This window comes from Streptomyces sp. AMJ-169 (assembly GCF_055597585.1).
On the sequence record NZ_JBVLTJ010000005.1, the window covers coordinates 544,166 to 560,197 of the forward strand.

12 protein-coding genes are annotated in these 16,032 nt (G+C 71.8%); 5 read left to right on the plus strand and 7 right to left on the minus strand.

Features of this window, described 5'->3' with window-relative positions:
• Positions 1-8 precede the first annotated feature (8 nt).
• Positions 9-1,298: an ATP-binding protein gene (locus tag ACYUD3_RS15725; protein ID WP_470969598.1), complete on the minus strand. Its 1,290-nt coding sequence runs from the start codon at positions 1,296-1,298 to the stop codon at positions 9-11.
• 178 nt (positions 1,299-1,476) lie between these two features.
• On the opposite strand from ACYUD3_RS15725, the gene ACYUD3_RS15730 reads away from it, so the two are divergent.
• Both ACYUD3_RS15730 and ACYUD3_RS15735 read left to right on the plus strand, forming a co-directional pair.
• On the plus strand, positions 1,477-2,826 hold the full coding sequence (locus ACYUD3_RS15730) for a PspC domain-containing protein (RefSeq protein WP_470969600.1): 1,350 nt from the start codon (positions 1,477-1,479) through the stop codon (positions 2,824-2,826).
• Positions 2,813-3,049: a hypothetical protein gene (locus ACYUD3_RS15735; protein ID WP_470969602.1), complete on the plus strand. Its 237-nt coding sequence runs from the start codon at positions 2,813-2,815 to the stop codon at positions 3,047-3,049. Before ACYUD3_RS15730 ends, ACYUD3_RS15735 begins: the two co-directional genes overlap by 14 nt.
• A gap of 220 nt (positions 3,050-3,269) precedes the next feature.
• Here ACYUD3_RS15735 and ACYUD3_RS15740 read toward each other — a convergent pair whose 3' ends face one another.
• Both ACYUD3_RS15740 and ACYUD3_RS15745 read right to left on the minus strand, forming a co-directional pair.
• The gene (locus tag ACYUD3_RS15740; RefSeq protein WP_470969603.1) at positions 3,270-3,797 is read right to left on the minus strand and encodes a DoxX family protein; all 528 of its coding nucleotides are present in this window, start codon (positions 3,795-3,797) and stop codon (positions 3,270-3,272) included.
• Positions 3,798-4,359: 562 nt separating this feature from the next.
• A complete protein-coding gene (locus ACYUD3_RS15745) occupies positions 4,360-5,613 on the minus strand; it encodes a hypothetical protein (protein WP_470969605.1) in 1,254 nt (417 codons plus the stop codon).
• Positions 5,614-5,937: 324 nt separating this feature from the next.
• On the opposite strand from ACYUD3_RS15745, the gene ACYUD3_RS15750 reads away from it, so the two are divergent.
• Positions 5,938-6,801 (plus strand): DUF4429 domain-containing protein, encoded by an 864-nt coding sequence (locus ACYUD3_RS15750; protein WP_470969609.1) that lies wholly within the window; start codon positions 5,938-5,940, stop codon positions 6,799-6,801.
• Positions 6,802-6,913: 112 nt separating this feature from the next.
• On the opposite strand, the gene ACYUD3_RS15755 is transcribed toward ACYUD3_RS15750, so the two are convergent.
• Positions 6,914-7,708, minus strand: coding sequence for a class II aldolase/adducin family protein (locus ACYUD3_RS15755; RefSeq protein WP_470969611.1), 795 nt, complete (start codon positions 7,706-7,708; stop codon positions 6,914-6,916).
• A 106-nt stretch (positions 7,709-7,814) separates the two neighbouring features.
• Positions 7,815-9,389: a glutamine-hydrolyzing GMP synthase gene (guaA, locus tag ACYUD3_RS15760; RefSeq protein WP_470969613.1), complete on the minus strand. Its 1,575-nt coding sequence runs from the start codon at positions 9,387-9,389 to the stop codon at positions 7,815-7,817.
• A gap of 277 nt (positions 9,390-9,666) precedes the next feature.
• Between guaA and ACYUD3_RS15765 the strand changes: the two genes are divergently transcribed.
• Positions 9,667-9,948 (plus strand): chorismate mutase, encoded by a 282-nt coding sequence (locus ACYUD3_RS15765; RefSeq protein WP_470969616.1) that lies wholly within the window; start codon positions 9,667-9,669, stop codon positions 9,946-9,948.
• Between the two features lie 740 nt (positions 9,949-10,688).
• Positions 10,689-11,783: an LAETG motif-containing sortase-dependent surface protein gene (locus ACYUD3_RS15770; RefSeq protein ID WP_470969617.1), complete on the plus strand. Its 1,095-nt coding sequence runs from the start codon at positions 10,689-10,691 to the stop codon at positions 11,781-11,783.
• An 82-nt stretch (positions 11,784-11,865) separates the two neighbouring features.
• Here the strand turns inward: ACYUD3_RS15770 and ACYUD3_RS15775 are convergent, their stop codons facing one another.
• On the minus strand, positions 11,866-13,698 hold the full coding sequence (locus tag ACYUD3_RS15775) for a GMC oxidoreductase (protein ID WP_470969620.1): 1,833 nt from the start codon (positions 13,696-13,698) through the stop codon (positions 11,866-11,868).
• A gap of 10 nt (positions 13,699-13,708) precedes the next feature.
• Positions 13,709-15,367: a succinic semialdehyde dehydrogenase gene (locus ACYUD3_RS15780; RefSeq protein WP_470969624.1), complete on the minus strand. Its 1,659-nt coding sequence runs from the start codon at positions 15,365-15,367 to the stop codon at positions 13,709-13,711.
• Positions 15,368-16,032 lie beyond the last annotated feature (665 nt).

Here is a 16,032-nt window from a genome sequence, read left to right on the forward strand (position 1 = left end):
CGGCTCAGTCATGTCGTCCTCTCCACCCTCTCCATCTCCAGCTCGACTTCCGTCCCGCCGCCGGGCACCGCCCGCAGCCGCGCCGTACCGCCGTTGCGCTCCATACGGCCGATGATCGATTCTCTGACACCCATGCGGTCGGCGGGTATCGAGTCGAGGTCGAAGCCGGGGCCGCGGTCCCGGACGGACACGAAGACCGTCCTTTCCTCGACCTCCGCGTAGACCTGGACGGCTCCTCCCTCGCCACCGTACTTGGCGGCGTTCACCATGGCTTCCCTCGCGGCCTGCATCTGCGCCCCCGTCCGCTCGTCGAGCGCGCAGTCGCCGACGACGACCACCTCTATGGGCACCCCGTGCTTGTCCTCGACCTCGGCGGCGTACTGGCGGACGGCCTCCGCGACCGTGGCCGGTTCGTCGGCCTCCTCCTTGCCGCTGCCGCCCGGGTTGTACAGCCAGGTCCGCAGATCGCGCTCCTGGGCGCGGGCGAGGCGGCGCACCTCGCCGGGGCTGTCGGCGTTGCGCTGGATCAGGGTCAGCGTGTGCAGCACCGAGTCATGGACATGGGCGGCGACTTCGGCGCGCTCCTGGGCGCGGATACGCATCAGACGCTCCTCGGAGAGGTCCTGCGTCATCCGCACGAGGTAGGGGCCGGCGAGCAGAGTGATCCCCACGAGGACGGCGAGGGCGGCCTGGAGGACCGAGCCGAGGTGGGCGACGGAGCCCTGGAGGACGAAGACGCCGGAGACCCCGGCGGTGACCAGCAGGACACCGCCGCCGGTGCGCAGCAGCGTCACCGTACGCCGACGGCGGCCGACCTCGACCCAGCGGGCCCGGCGGGCGTTGTCCGCCTGGCGCCAGACGAGGGCGACGCCCGCGCCGACCAGGACGAGGGGCAGCAGATACGCCTGGGCCGTACTGCCTATGTCGACGCTGCCGACGAACACCATGGCGAGGACGACCATGACGAGCAGGGCGAGGATCTGCCCCTTGTCCGGCCTGCGGGCGACGAGCCTGCGGCGGCCGTCGGCCCCCGTCTCGACACCCGCGGGCGACGGGGGGCGCCGGCCGCCGACGCCTTCGACCCCGAGCGGCACGAAGAACCAGAACGCCGCGTAGAGCAGGGCACCGAGCCCGTCCGCCATGAACAGGCCCGCGAACACAAGGCGGACCCACACGACGGGCAGGCCGAGATGTCCGGCGAGCCCCCGCGCCACCCCGCCGAGCCAGCGTCCGTCACTGCTGCGGTAGAGCTTGCGCGGCGGCCTCGGTTCGGCGAGTGCTGCTGCGACTTCGGGCATGCGTCGATCGTCACACGGCCCGGCCGCCCGGGACATCAGGGTTCACCCCCGAGACTCCCCTGATCCACAGCGCGTCACGGCTCGAACACAACCCCGGGTCGGTCTCGGGGCCGATATCAGGGTCGGACCAGGGTCTTCCCGGGTCCCGCCGGGCGGTTTCGCCCGCCACCATGGACGCATGGCAGATCAGCAGCGTGCGGCAGGCCCGGCGCCGGAGGACCCGGCGGCGGCCCCCGGCCTGTCCGCGAAACCGGCCGGGCCCGCCGGGTCCCCGCTCGGCTTCCGCCGCGACCGCGAGTACAAAATGATCGCGGGCGTGTGCGCGGGGCTGGGGCGGCAGTGCGACATGGACCCGGTGATCTTCCGCATCACGCTCGCCGTCCTCTCGGCGACGGGCGGTATCGGTCTCATCTTCTACGGCTTCGCGTGGCTGTTCGTGCCGTACGCGGACGACGGGGAGAACGAGATCCGCAAACTGCTGACCGGCAGGATCGACGGACAGGCCCTCACAGCGGTGCTGTTCGCCCTGGTGGGCTGCGGAGTCTTCCTCAGCCTCCTCGGCAACGGCGGCATCCTCGCCTTCGGCGCCGTCCTCGCCCTCCTCCTCGCCGGCGCCGGTCACTGGTCGCAGCATCGCGCCGCCGGCCCCGACCCCGTTGCCGCCCCCGCAGCCCCGGACGCCCCGCCCGAGGCCCAGGCACCGCCCGTGCCCGGCCCCTACCAGTCCTGGTGGCGCGACCCCCTCGTCAAGGACGGCACCCACACCGGAGGCACCGGCTATCTGTGGGGCCCCGGCGACGCCGGCACCCCCGACATCGCGTCCTTCGTCTCCCTCGACCTCACCGGCCACAGCCCCCCGCGGCGCACACCCTCAGCCCCCCGCCCCCCGAGCCCGCCGGCCCCCCACAGGCTGGGCGGCTGGCTCTTCCTCCTGGCCGTCGCGGCGGCAGCCGTGGCGACCGGCCTGACCTGGGACGACCACCCCCTCGGCAGCAGTCTGCAAGCCGGTCTCGCCGCCGCCCTGGTCGTCCTGGGCCTGGGCATCGCCGTCAGCTCCTTCCTCGGGCGCACCGGAGCGGGCTCGGTCCTGCTCGCCCTGATCACGGCCGCTCTCCTCGCCGCGACGACGGCCGTCCCGAAGAACGTCAGCACGCACTGGACCGACACCACCTGGCGCCCCACCACCGCCGCCGAGCTGCACCCCTCCTACACCCTGGGCACCGGCAGAGGCACCCTGGACCTCACCGCCCTGCCCCTCGCCAAAGGCACGACGACCGTCTCTGCGGAGGTCGCCGTGGGCAAGCTGAAGGTGATCGTCCCGGCGACGGCCAAGGTCGACCTCAGCATCGACGTGGGTCTGGGCGACGTCCAGCTCCCCGGTGACAAGAAGAAGGACGTCGACGTGGAGCCCGGAAAACACCGCCGGCTGACTCTCTCCCCGCCCGCAGGCACCACACCCACCGCCACCCTGGCCCTCACTCTCCAGGTAGGCGTCGGCCAAGCGGAGGTGACCCGTGCTACGCCATGAATTCCGCCCCGGCCGCCTGGTTCTCGGCCTCTTCCTCACCCTCGCGGGCTTCCTCTACGCGGGCGACGTGGGGGGCTTGTGGAACGCCGAGTGGTTCACCGTCATCCCGCTGGCCGCGCTGGGGCTGGTCCTAGGGGGCGCGGCGGGGGCGACGGCGGGAGCGATCCGGCGCCGGAAGGGGAAGGGGGTGATCGGTGCGGGGGAGACGGGGGCGCGGGAGTAGGGCGGGGGCGGAGGACGGAACCCTCTCAGTTCAGCCGAACCCACGCGAGCCGAAGCCCCTCAGCTCGGCCGGAGTTCCCTCGCCCCCAGCAGAGGCGAGCCCTCCAGCCGAGACAGGCCCTCAGCCTCAGCAACTCCAACTCAAGACAAGCCCTCAGCCGCAGCAACCCCCGCTCAAGACAAGCCCCCCGTCAGGACAAGCCCTCAGTCAAAGCGAGCCCTCAGCCGAACTCCCCGTCCCTCCTTCGCCGCCCGCGCCACAGGGCGTCGGCGGAGAGGACCGGTGCTCCGGCGAGGACGAAGGGGATCCAGGCCATCATGTAAGGGAGGTCGTTGCCGTAGTAGTAGGGGGACGCCGCCCAGCTGATGGTCAGCCACAGGCTCAGGGAGATCAGCATTCCGCCCAGTGCGGCCAGCCGGGTGAGGATGCCGAACAGAACCCCGAGGCCGACGGCGAGTTCACCGAAGGCGATGGCGTACCCGAACCCGACCGGACTCTTCAGCGCCAGATCCACCAGCGCCGGGATCGCGGAGGAGTCCCTGACGGCACGCATGGTGTCGCCGACCGACCCCGCCCCCGAGGCCTTCATGAACGCGCTGTCGGTGAGTTTGTCCAGCCCCGCGTAGATAAAGGTGACCCCGAGGAAGATCCGCAACGGCAGCAGCGCGTACCGGGCCGCCGTCTCCCGCCATCCATGTCCACCACCGACCGGGGAAGGGCGTGTGTCCATCCGCATACCGTGGGCCATCGTCGATCGCCGCCTCTCGTCCACCACCCCGTGAACCCTTCACCAGACCATACGTAAGCGAGGTCTCCCCCGCTCACCGTGCTCGCACACTGACAGCGAAGAGACAGACTCCGCCGGGACCGGAAGGAGCCGGGTCAGGAAAGCGCCGGGGGCGGGGAGGCTACCGGGGGCCAGGGAAGCGCCGAGGCCAGGAAGACGCTGGGCGCCGGAAAGCCCGAGACCGGAAACCGACGTCCACCACTCAACTCCGGCGAACCGACACCCACCGCCCGACCTCGACCTCGACTCACCGATACCGACGCCAACACCAACGCCGCCAGCTCACCCCACCCCACAAACCCCATACCAACAGCTCAGCTCACCCAACCCCCCTCCCCACACCAACAGCTCAGCTCAGCTCACCCAACCCCCTCACCCCACCAGCAGCTCAGCTCAGCTCACCCAACCTCCTCACCCCACGCCACCTCTCAGCCCCGAGCCCCACCCCCCGCTCCCCAGCACCCCCACCCCTCAACCCCCAAACCCCACCCCTCACCCCCCAAACCCCACCCCACCCCACCCCTCACTCCACCACCTCGATCCCATACCGATTGCTCTCCACCCCCGCCGCAGTGACAACCTGCACCTCCACCCGCCCCGGCTCCACCTCCACCGGTACCGGCACCGTCAGCACCGCGTCGGCCGGGTTCCGGAACCCCCCGGCGACCGGCACCAACGGCACCTGCACATGCACGGCCCCCACCCGTACGACCATCCGGGCCAGCCGGTCCGCCCCCTGTGCCCCGGGCGGTACGAATCCGGCGCCCCGGATCTCGATGTCGTCCCCGGTCCGGATCGGCGCGTCCAGATCACCGGCCTCCCGGCAGCGCACGACGGAGAGGATCACCGGCCGCCCGCCCTCGGCGTACTTCCCGGCGAAGTAGGTCGCGGCGGACACCAGCACCAGAACCGCCAACCCCCAGGGCAGATCGGGTAGTTGATCGGGCCGCCGGCCCAGCCGGACCCCGGCGAAGACGACGGAGACCGCGTTCACGACGACGTACTGGATATCGGCGAACGCCCCCTTCCCCGAGTCGTCGGTCAGCAGATCGGCGGCCCGCGGCCGATACGCCCGCACCTTCTGCAACCGCTGCCCGAGCACCCGCACCCCCACCACCCGCCGCACCACGACGGCGATCGCGCAGACCACGGCGAGCACGGTCAACACCCCGACCCCGCGCCGCAGTTCGAGCCCGGCGAGCAGGGCGTCCCGCTCCCGGCCCCCGGACGCGGCGGCCAGTTCACCGACGAGCACCAGCACGGCGTACGACACGAACAGCACCCACACCCCGGCCACCACCCGGGACGTGGAGAGCCGGTTGTCCTCGCCGATGACCGGCGCGAGCACACCCCCGCGCGCCCGGTGGAACCAGGACGCCGAGGTCAGCGCCGCCGCGACGGCGACCGCGGCGAGCAGCCCGGCCGTACGGGCGTCGCTCCACCCCGCCCCGACGGCGGTGAGCGCCTGCCCGAGCAGCAGGGCGAGCACCCCCGCCCAGACCACCGCGGCCGTCCGCCCCCACAGCCGCGCCAGCCACGCCTCCCCCTCGGCCCGCCCCCGCTCGGCGACCAGCGCGGCGGACTGGGTCAGCTCCTCGGAGACCCACTGCCGCGAAGCGGGCCCGGAGTGGGCGAGCGCCGCCGGCAGCCCCTCCCCGGCCGCGAAGGCGTCCCGCTTGCGCAGAAACTCGCCCACCGCCCGCCGATACCCCTCCCGCGCCCCGCGCGGACACCCCCCGCAGACACACCCCCCGTCATGCACACCCTGCACCGCCACGCCCGTACGACCACCTTCCCGCGCCCCGGAACACGAAAGCCCCCACCCTGGTAACTCCCGTACGTCAAAGGCGAATTGTGCCCTACCCGGACGCCCGGCCGGACCCACACCCAGACCCACACCCAGACCGAGACCCACACCCAGACCCCCGCCCGGACCCGCACCGACCCCTCACTCAAACCCCCGCCCGGACCCTCGTCCGAACCCCGCCCGGACCCGCGCCGCCCCCGCCCACGAACCCCGCACCCCACCTCCACCGCCCCCCACCGACCCCCTTCCCCCAACCCCCTCCCCCCGCCCCGCCCACACTGCGACAATTCCCCCATGTCCGAGCTCATCCAGCGCGACGGCACCTGGACCTTCGACGGCACGACGGTCAGGATCACCCCCGGACTGCACCGCAGCGTCCCCCTGTTCAGACAGACGTACGGCGAGGTCGCGATCCCCCTGGAGGCGGTGTCGGGGGTGGTGTACGAACCGGAGCGCAGGCGCGGCCGGTTACGGATCAGGCTGCGCGAGGGGGCGGACCCGCTGCTCCAGGCGACCGGCGGCCGGCTGCCCGAACCCGCCGACCCCTACCGCCTGTTGGTGGACGTCGACCGCTCCGGCACCGCCGAGTTCCTCGCCGAGGAGATCCGCAACTCCCTTCTCCTGGACCAGATCCCGAAGTCCCCGACGGCCGGCTACCTCCTCCCCGGCCCGCCGGTCCCGGTCTCGGTGCGCTCCTCCGACGGCACGGTCTCCTTCGACGGCACCCGCATCCGCATCGACTGGGCCGACACCTCGGACCGGGTGAAGCGGGCGACGGGACCGCGGATCATCGCCGTCGCCGACGTCGTACAGGTCGAGTGGATGCCCAACTCCGGTTACGACGACGGTTTTCTGCGGTTCGTGACCCGGGACACCGTCTTCTCCAAACTCCCGCCGGAGAAGGACCCGTACACCCTCGACCTCTGGGGCAACACCCGCCGCGACCTGCTCACCGCACTGATCGCGACGGCCGTCACGGCACGCGTCCCGCACCCGTCGAGACCGCTGAGTACGACGGCGTCGCGCCCGGCGCCGGCGCCCGATCATCACGACGTACTCCTGCGCCGGTTGCGGGAGTTGGGGGAGCTGCACCGCACCGGGGTGCTCACCGACGAGGAGTTCGGCAGGACCAAGTCGGTGATCCTCCAGGACTTCTGACACTCCGCCAATTCAGCAAAGCCAAGCCCCAATTCAGCAAAGCCTAGCCCCAGTTCAACAAAGCCGAGCCCCAGTTCAGCAGAGCTGACCCTCAACCCGGCAAATCCAGCCCTCAGTTCAACAGATCCGGCTCCCGCCGCACAATGTCCTCCCACATCGGCTGATAGCTGATCCACGCCACCAGATCCCCACCCAACTGCTCCCGCGTGGCCACCGCCTGCCGATGCTCGATGAGCACCGGCCGCCCCGCCGCCCGCGCCGCCAACTGCACCTGGCTCGACCGCTCCAGCGAGACGAACCACCAGGCGGCGGCGTCGACGGAGTCCCCCACGGTCAGCACCCCGTGGTTGCGCAGCACCAGCGCCTTGCGCGAGCCCAGCGCCGCCGCGATCCGCCGCCCCTCCTCGACGTCGACGGTGACCCCGGTGTACGTGTCGTACAGCGCCTGGTCCTCGTAGAACGCGCAGCTCTCCTGTGTGATCGGCTCCAGCAGTTCGCCCAGCGCGGCGAGGGCTCGGCCGTGGACGGAGTGGCAGTGGGCGACGGCGACGACGTCGGGGCGGGCCGCGTGGACCTGGGCGTGGACGGTGAACGCGGCCTGGTTGACGTGGTGTTGACCCTCGACGACCTGCCCGTCGGCGTTGGCGAGCACCAAGTCGCCCGCCGTCACGTGCCGGAACGGCATTCCGAACGGGTTCACCCAGAAACAGTCCGTGAACTCCGGGTCCCGCGCGGTGACATGGCCCGAGACGCCGTCCTCGTACCCCAGCCGCCCGAAGATGCGCACCGCGCCCGCGAGGCGTTCCTTGCGGTGCCGGCGTTCGGCCTGCGGCGACTCGTGCCGGGGCGGCATCGCGAACCGCAGCCGGTCGGTGGGCAGGGGGGCGGGTGGCGTGGGCCCGGACATCGGTCCTCCAGCACGGATTCGCTTACAGAGCCGGAAAGTTACCGCCGCCCACCGCAAAAGGGCAGGGGCGGAACGGCCGAAGCCGCCCCGCCCCTTCCACAGACCGCTACTCCCACTCGATCGTGCCCGGCGGCTTCGAAGTCACGTCCACCACAACCCTGTTGACGTCCGCGACCTCATTGGTGATCCGCGTCGAGATCTTCGCCAACACCTCATACGGCAACCGAGACCAGTCCGCCGTCATGGCGTCCTCGGAAGACACCGGCCGCAGCACGATCGGATGCCCGTAGGTACGCCCGTCCCCCTGCACCCCCACCGAACGGACGTCCGCCAGCAGCACCACCGGACACTGCCAGATCTCCCGGTCGAGACCCGCCGCCGTCAGCTCCTCGCGCGCGATCGCGTCCGCCTCCCGGAGCAAGTCCAGCCGCTCCTTGGTGACTTCACCGACGATCCGGATGCCGAGGCCGGGGCCGGGGAACGGCTGGCGCTGGACGATCTCCTCGGGCAGCCCCAACTCCGCGCCCACCATGCGGACTTCGTCCTTGAACAGCTTGCGCAGCGGTTCGATGAGCCGGAATTCGAGGTCCTCGGGGAGCCCGCCGACGTTGTGGTGCGACTTGATGTTCGCGGTGCCGGTGCCGCCGCCGGACTCGACGACGTCCGGGTACAGCGTGCCCTGCACCAGGAACTCCACGGCCGGACCCGCGTCCGCGATGATCTCGGCCTGCGCCTGCTCGAAGACGCGGATGAACTCCCGCCCGATGATCTTCCGCTTCTCCTCGGGGTCCGAGACCCCGGCGAGCGCGGCGAGGAAGCGCTCCTCGGCGTCGACGACGACGAGCTTGACGCCGGTCGCGGCCACGAAGTCCTTCTCGACCTGCTCGGTCTCGCCCTTGCGCATCAGCCCGTGGTCGACGTACACGCAGGTCAGCTGATCGCCGATGGCGCGCGCGACGAGGGCGGCGGCCACCGCGGAGTCGACGCCGCCGGAGAGCCCGCAGATCGCCCGCTTGTCGCCGACGAGCGAGCGGATCGCCTCGACCTGCTCCTCGATGACGTTCCCGGTCGTCCAGTCGGGCTTCAGCCCCGCGCCCCGGTACAGGAAGTGCTCCAGGACCTGCTGGCCGTGCGTGGAGTGCATGACCTCCGGGTGGTACTGGACGCCGTACAGCTTCTTCTCGTCGTTCTCGAAGGCGGCGACCGGGACGACGTCGGTGGACGCGGTGACCGCGAAGCCCTCCGGCGCGGCCGAGCAGGCGTCGCCGTGCGACATCCACACGGCCTGCTCGGCGGGGGTGCCCTCGAAGAGGGTGGACGACGGCTTCGAGACGCGCAGCTCGGTACGGCCGTACTCGCGCGCGCCGGAGTTGTCGACGGTGCCGCCGAGGGCCTGGGCCATCAGCTGGAAGCCGTAGCACATGCCGAAGACGGGGACGCCGGCCTCGAACAGCGCGCGGTCGATCGTCGGGGCGCCCTCCTCGTACACGGACGACGGGCCACCGGAGAGGATGATCGCCGCCGGGTTCTTCGCGAGGATCTCGGCCGCCGGCATGGTGCTGGGGACGATCTCGCTGTAGACCCTGGCTTCACGGACTCTGCGGGCGATGAGCTGGGCGTACTGCGCACCGAAGTCGACGACCAGGACGGTGTCGGGGGCGGCTGGGGTCGCTGATGACACGGGGGCCTTCCGGCGGTGGGGAGGGTGTGTGCGGCCGATTCTACCGGGGCCCGCGCAGGGGCGGCCCGGTCAGGGGCGCGGGGGCCGTGGCATACTGGCGCCCATGTTCACGCCCACGACCTTTACCTATGGCACCCGGCCCGCCGGCTGCCATGGTCGTGCCGCTTGAGCTGACAAGCGACTTCCCAGGCGCCCCGGGCCGACAAGGCCCGGGGCGCCTGTCGTTCTCCCGGGCCGCGGCGGACCGGTGTGCCGCAGCTCACCGACTGGAGCCCTCATGACCGCCCTCGACGTGACCGGCGCGAAGACCACCGACGCCGCCGACGTGATCACCGGCGCCCGCGACCGCATCGACGCCCTCGACGACCGCATCATCGGCCTCATCCAGGAACGGGCCGCCGTCTCGGCCGTGATCCAGGAGGCCCGCATCACCTCTGGCGGCCGGCGCGTGAACCTCTCCCGCGAGATGGAGATCCTGTCCCACTACAGCGACGCCCTGGGCAAGCCGGGTACGACGCTGGCGATGACGCTGCTCGAACTGTGCCGGGGCCGGATCTGAGCGTCGTAACTGAGTTCGGGCCCTCCCTCACCCGTACGGCGCGTGACCGGTGCCCCGCTGCTTCGTTGGTACCGATGTCCGTGCCAGCCAGGCGCGGGCCCGGAAGAACCACGCGTGGCTCAGTGACCGGACGGCAGGGGACAGCAGCCCGGTCACCCCAGAGAACGGCCGGCCTCGGGGACGCCCGGGGCCGACCGGCGGAACATGCAAAAATGCATCAGGGCTGGGCCAAACGGTTGCGGACGCCGCCGCCATCCAGCACGATGCCTACAAGCTCCGCACCCCCCACAACCCGGACCAGCGCGTCGTCGTGCACGGCGGCGCGTGCCACCGGCCGGTGACCGCCAGAGGTCCGGACCAGCTGGCGTGGGCCGACCCACATACCACCCCACAGCGGCGCAACCCCCCGGCGCCGCTTCCGAGAAGCACCGGCGCTGCCCTGCCGCCGGTGCTGACGAAGAAGGGCCCCGCGGTTCCGTCCCGCGGGGCCCTTCGCCTTTCCCCGAGCCTCTTCGCCGAGCCTTTTCGGGCCGGCCGGCGTCCACAGAATCTCCACGCGAAGCACACGTGACGCAGACCACATAAGAATTGCGTGAGGATCACCGCAACCTTTCCTGTGCCTCGTGGATCAAACCCTGCGTACCACGGACACCAGCCGCGCCCCACCGCGTCAGGAATCCCACCAGCAGCAGTCGTACCCGCCGGGTGTGACGCGACCTGACTCCTTGAGGTCTTTATCCATGAAGCTTCGCCGCGCCATAGCCGTCGCCGCCGCGACGGCCGCCCTCACCCCGATCGCCCTGCTGTCCGCGCCGGCCGTGTTCGCGGCGGACGGCGACGAGACTCCGTCGGCGAGCGCGTCCCCGTCGGCTCCGGCGGACGACTCCGGGTCGGACACCGCCGGCAACTCCGGGACGGGCTCGGGCTCGGGTGACAACTCCGGCTCTGGCGAGGCCGGTACGGGCGACAACTCCGGCTCCGGTGACAACTCCGGTTCCGGCGACGCGGGTTCGGGCAGCGGCGACACCGGTTCCGGCGAGAAGCCGTCGAACTCCCCCTCGCCCAGCGCCTCGACCTCCACCTCGCCCTCCCCGAGCGCCTCGGTCTCCACCTCCCCGAGCGCCTCCCCCTCCGCCCCGGAGATCGACTACTGCGAGACCCTGGGCGAGGAGGACGAGGCCAACCTCAGCGAGTCCCTGACGAGCGGCCTGTCCGGGCTGCCGGAGACGATCGTCGCGGGCAGCGGCTGGACGAACTTCACGTTCAAGGTCGCCAACAAGGGCGACGCGACGATCAAGAACATCAAGCCGCTGGTGGGCATCGCCGCGTTCGACGAGAACCTCGACGACCGGTCGGGCAACGTCACCCTCCAGATCTTCCAGAAGTCCTCGGGCACCTGGAAGACCCTGGCGGACGCGTCCGGCGACGGCGCGACGCTCTCCGCGATCACGCTGAACGGCGGCCAGTCGACGTCGTACCGGCTGCGCCTGAGCGTCAGCGGCAAGACCCCGCACTCCATCGGTCTCACCGGCGGTATCGCGACCTACTCGGACGCCAACAGCTGCTGGGTCTCCGACGACCCGAACGGCTGGGTCTATTTCTTCGAGATCCTCCCGGCCGGCTCCGACAAGGGCAAGCCGAACGACGCCAAGCCGCAGACCGGCGGCAGCAAGCCGGTGAAGGTCAGCGACGTCGAGGTCACCGGCAGCCTCGCCGAGACCGGCTCCAGCTCGGCGCTGCCGATGATCGGCCTGGCCGGCGGCGCGGCCGTCGTCGCGGGCGCGGGCGCGGTGTTCGTCGTCCGCCGCCGCAAGACGGCCGGCTCGCACGCCTGAGCCTGCTGAGACCACCCGGGCCCGCGAGGGCCCGGGCACCGGAGGGACCTGCACTCGGAGGGGGGCGCAGGTCCCTCTTCTTTCAATCCTTGGCGGGGACCCGCGGCACCCCGAGAAACGTCAGCGCCCCAAATGCCCCCGCGGGCACGGCCGGTGACTTGGGCGCGACGGCGGCCAGCCGCTCGTACGACGCCCCCTGCGCCGGACGCGGGTCGGCCTCCCCCTTGTTGGGCCAGTACGACATCGCCCGCTCCGCCTGTGCGGTGATCGTGAGGGACGGGTTGACGCCGAGGTTGGCCGAGACGGCGGCGCCGTCGACGACCGAGATGCCGGGGTGGCCGTACAGCCGGTGGTAGGGGTCGATGACGCCGCTCTCGCGGGAGGCGCCGATCGGGCAGCCGCCGAGGAAGTGCGCGGTCAGCGGAGTCCCCATCAGCTCACCGATGTTGGAGCCGGGGAAGCCGTTGATGTCGGCGGCGATCGCGGTGGCCGCCTCCGAAGCGGCCCTGATCTGCTGGGGGTTGGGGGCGCCGTGTCCCTGACGTGCCGTCAACAGGCCGCGCCCTACGCCGGATTGCTTCAGGTACGTCGTCAGCGAGTTGTCCAGGGACTGCATCACGAGCCCGATGATGGTCTTCTCCGACCAGCGCCGGTTGGACAGCGAGCGCAGCACGAGCAGCGGGTGCCGGGCGGCGTGGGCGAGCCAGCCGCCGACCCTCGACGACCCCTGCGCGTACGGGACTTGGAGGATGGACAGGCCGCCCATCGCGTTGGAGCCCTTGCCGTAGCGGACCGGTTCGATGTGGGTGCCGGCGTCGGGGTGGACGGAGGAGGTGATCGCGACGCCCCTGGTGAAGTCGGCCTTGGGGTGTCCGGTCGCCTTGCGGTAGCGCCGGTCGTCGGTCTGGGCGCCGACCAGGGCTTCGGAGTTGGTGCGGGTGAGTTCGCCCAACCGGTCGGAGAGGTACGGGAGTTGGCCGCCCGCCTTCATGCGGTGCAGGAGGGTCTGGGTGCCGTAGGTGCCGGCGGCGAGGACGACGCGGCGGGCGGTGAAGACGCGGCCCACGGTCCGGTCGTCGGCCTTGGCTTTCGCTTTTGCGGTGCGGCGCCGGCGGTCGGTCGGCAGGGTGGCGACGGCGTACCCGCCGCGCGAGTCGTCGGTGACGGACACGGCCGTCGTCATCGGGTGGACCACCGCGCCCGCCCGCTCCGCGAGGTACAGGTAGTTCTCGTTGAGGGTGTTCTTCGCGCCGTGCCGGCAGCCGGTCATGCACTCCCCGCACTCGGTGCACGCCCGCCGCGCGGGCCCCGCCCCGCCGAAGTAGGGATCGGCGACCTCCTCGCCGGGGCGGGCCTTCGGGGCGGTGCCGCCGGCGTCGTCGCCGTCCCCGAAGTAGACGCCCACGGGCGCGAGATGGAAGGTGTCGCCGAAGCCCATCTTCTCCGCCGCCGACTTGAGGTGGACGTCGGAGGGGGTCATGGTCGGGTTGAGCCGCACCCCGAGCATCCGCCGGGCCTGGTCGTAGTACGGCCGCAGCTCGTCCTCCCAGTCGGTGATGCCCTTCCACTGCGGGTCGGCGAAGAACGGCTTCGGGGGCACGTAAAGGGTGTTGGCGTAGTTGAGCGAGCCGCCGCCGACCCCGGCGCCGGCCAGCACCATGACGTTGCCCAGCAGATGGATGCGCTGGATGCCGTAGAGACCGAGGCGGGGCGCCCACAGATAGCCGCGCAGATCCCAGGAGTTGCGCGGGAGGGTGTCCCGGGTGAAACGCCGGCCGGCCTCCAACACGCCCACGCGGTAACCCTTTTCGGTGAGGCGCAGGGCGGTGACGGAGCCGCCGAAGCCGGAGCCGACGACCAACACGTCGTAGTCGTAAGGGTCTTGGGCCTCTTCGGCTATGGCGTCTTCTGACATGGGGCCTCTCCTACCGGAACCGGAACGCTTTCATGACCCGCAGGCCGCGGCTCATGAGGCGGGCGTACTGCTCGTCGTCCATCCCCAGCGAGGGCCCCATCGGCACCAGCCGCTGCTGCGCGACCGTCTGCGCCTCGGTGTACTTGAGGATCCCCTCGGAGCCGTGCCGCCGCCCGAGCCCGGAGTCCTTCATGCCGCCCATCGGCGACCGCACGCTGCCGTAGGCGGGCGCGTACCCCTCGTTGATGTTCACGGTCCCGGTCCGCAGCCGCGCCGCGAGCGCCCGCCCACGCCGCCCGTCCTTGGTCCAGACGGACGAATTCAGCCCGTACGGCGTCGAGTTGGCCAGCTCGACGGCCTCGTCCTCGCCGGCGAAACGGTAGACGGAGACGACGGGCCCGAACGTCTCCTCCGTGCACACGGACATGGGCGCCTCGACCCCGTCGAGGATCGTCGGCTCGTAGAAGTAGGGCCCGATGTCCGGCCGCGCCACCCCGCCCGCGACGAGGGTCGCCCCCTTGGCGACGGCCTCGTCGACATGCCTTTGTACGGTGGCCAGTTGGCGTTCGCCGACCAGCGAGCCCATGTCCGCGCCGTACGCGAGGGAGTTGCCGAGCCGCATCGCGCGGGTGCGGGCGGCGAAGCGGTCCAGGAAGACGTCGGCGATCCGCTCGTGGACGTACAACCGCTCGATGGAGACGCAGAGTTGGCCCGCCGAGGAGAAACAGGCGCGGATCGCGCCGGCCGCCGCCTTCTCGACGTCGGCGTCCGCCAGGACCAACATGGCGTTCTTGCCGCCGAGTTCGAGCGACACCCCGACGAGCCGGGCCGCCGCGCCCTGGGCGACCTCGCGGCCGGTGCGGGTGGAGCCGGTGAAGGAGATGTAGTCGGCCTGCCGGACGATCGCGGGCCCCACAACCGGCCCGTCCCCTATGACCACTTGGCACACCCCGGCGGGCAGCCCGGCCTCGATGAGCAGGTCCCTCGCCCACAGCGCGGTCAGGCAGGTCTCGGTGTCGGGCTTCATCACGACGGCGTTGCCCGCGGCGAAGGCGGGGAGGGCGTCGCCGACGGACAGCTCGAACGGGTAGTTCCACGGGGCTATCTGCCCAACTACCCCGCGCGGATGGCGCAGTTCGGTGACGCGGGTCAGCGCGGGAATGGCCCCGGTGTGCCGCCTGGGCTTCAGATAGGCCGCCGCCTTGCGCCCGTAGTGCCGGGCCGCGATGGCGACGGCCTGTATCTCCTCGTGCGCGTGCAGCCGGGCCTTGCCGGTCTCCAGCTGGATGAGATCCAGGACTTCGGCCTGCCGCTGAAGCACCAGATCGTGAAACCGCAGCAGCACGGCGGCCCGCTCCCGCACCGGCGTCCGCGCCCACACCCCCTGCGCGGCCCGCGCCCGCTCGAACGCCTCGCTGACGTCCTCGGGCGTCGCCCCGGGCAGATCAGCGAGCTTCTCCCCACTGAACGGCGCATGACTGACCACCCGCCCCGAGCCCACCACCCCCTTCGTGAGCTGCGCGATCAGCTCAGGCGTGACGACGTCGACGGCGGTACGGGCTCCTGCGGGGGGCTGGGCGGTCGGGTTGGTGCCGGTGTTCTGCGGGGGCTGGGTGATCGGGTTCGTGCCGGTGCTCTGCGGGGGCTGCGCGCGGGTCGAGTCCGTCATGCGCGCAGGGTATTCCGGGGGTCAGGCGTTTGGGTATCCGTGGGTAACACGGATTCACGGCACTTGCACATGGTGGGGGGCTGGTGTTGGGGGGTGGCTGGGGCGGGGGGCGCGGCGGCTCTGGGCGTGCGGGCCGAGGGGGTGCGTGATGGCTCGGGGGGCTGCTGCGGGGGGCTGCGCGGGGAGCCTGCCGACTCGGGGCGGGCTGGCCGGATCAGGGGGCTGGCCGCTGCTCGGGCAGGGGGTGTGTGGCGATTCGGGGGGTACTGCTACGCAGAGGGCCTGCCGACTCGGGGCGGGCCTGCTGGATCAGGGCGTCGGCCGCTGCTCGGGCAGGAGGTGCGTGACGGTTCGGGAGGCTGCTGCTGCGCAGAGGGCCTGCCGACTCGGGGCCGGCCAGCTGGATCAGGGCGTCTGCCACTCGGGCAGGGGGTGCATGACGGTTCGGGAGGTTGCTGCTGCGCAGAGGGCCTGCCGACTCGGGGCGGGCCAGCCGACTCGGGCGGGTCGGCGGACTCGGGGCGGGCTGGCCGGATCAGAGGGCCGGCCGCTGCTCGGGCACGGGGTGCGTGCCGGTTCGGGGGGTGCTGCCGTTCAGGGGGGCGCCACCCGCCGGGGGGCCGCCGCCCGGGGACGCCGCTCAGGGCGTGCCGGCGAGGGGTGCC

What these genes read in the sequence shown, in the direction of transcription:
- ACYUD3_RS15725 (WP_470969598.1), bottom strand. Translation starts at nt 1,298, where the DNA reads ATGCCCGAAGTCGCAGCAGCACTCGCCGAACCGAGGCCGCCGCGCAAG.
- ACYUD3_RS15730 (WP_470969600.1), top strand. Translation starts at nt 1,477, where the DNA reads ATGGCAGATCAGCAGCGTGCGGCAGGCCCGGCGCCGGAGGACCCGGCG.
- ACYUD3_RS15740 (WP_470969603.1), bottom strand. Translation starts at nt 3,797, where the DNA reads ATGGCCCACGGTATGCGGATGGACACACGCCCTTCCCCGGTCGGTGGT.
- ACYUD3_RS15750 (WP_470969609.1), top strand. Translation starts at nt 5,938, where the DNA reads ATGTCCGAGCTCATCCAGCGCGACGGCACCTGGACCTTCGACGGCACG.
- ACYUD3_RS15755 (WP_470969611.1), bottom strand. Translation starts at nt 7,708, where the DNA reads ATGTCCGGGCCCACGCCACCCGCCCCCCTGCCCACCGACCGGCTGCGG.
- ACYUD3_RS15765 (WP_470969616.1), top strand. Translation starts at nt 9,667, where the DNA reads ATGACCGCCCTCGACGTGACCGGCGCGAAGACCACCGACGCCGCCGAC.
- ACYUD3_RS15770 (WP_470969617.1), top strand. Translation starts at nt 10,689, where the DNA reads ATGAAGCTTCGCCGCGCCATAGCCGTCGCCGCCGCGACGGCCGCCCTC.
- ACYUD3_RS15775 (WP_470969620.1), bottom strand. Translation starts at nt 13,698, where the DNA reads ATGTCAGAAGACGCCATAGCCGAAGAGGCCCAAGACCCTTACGACTAC.
- ACYUD3_RS15780 (WP_470969624.1), bottom strand. Translation starts at nt 15,367, where the DNA reads ATGACGGACTCGACCCGCGCGCAGCCCCCGCAGAGCACCGGCACGAAC.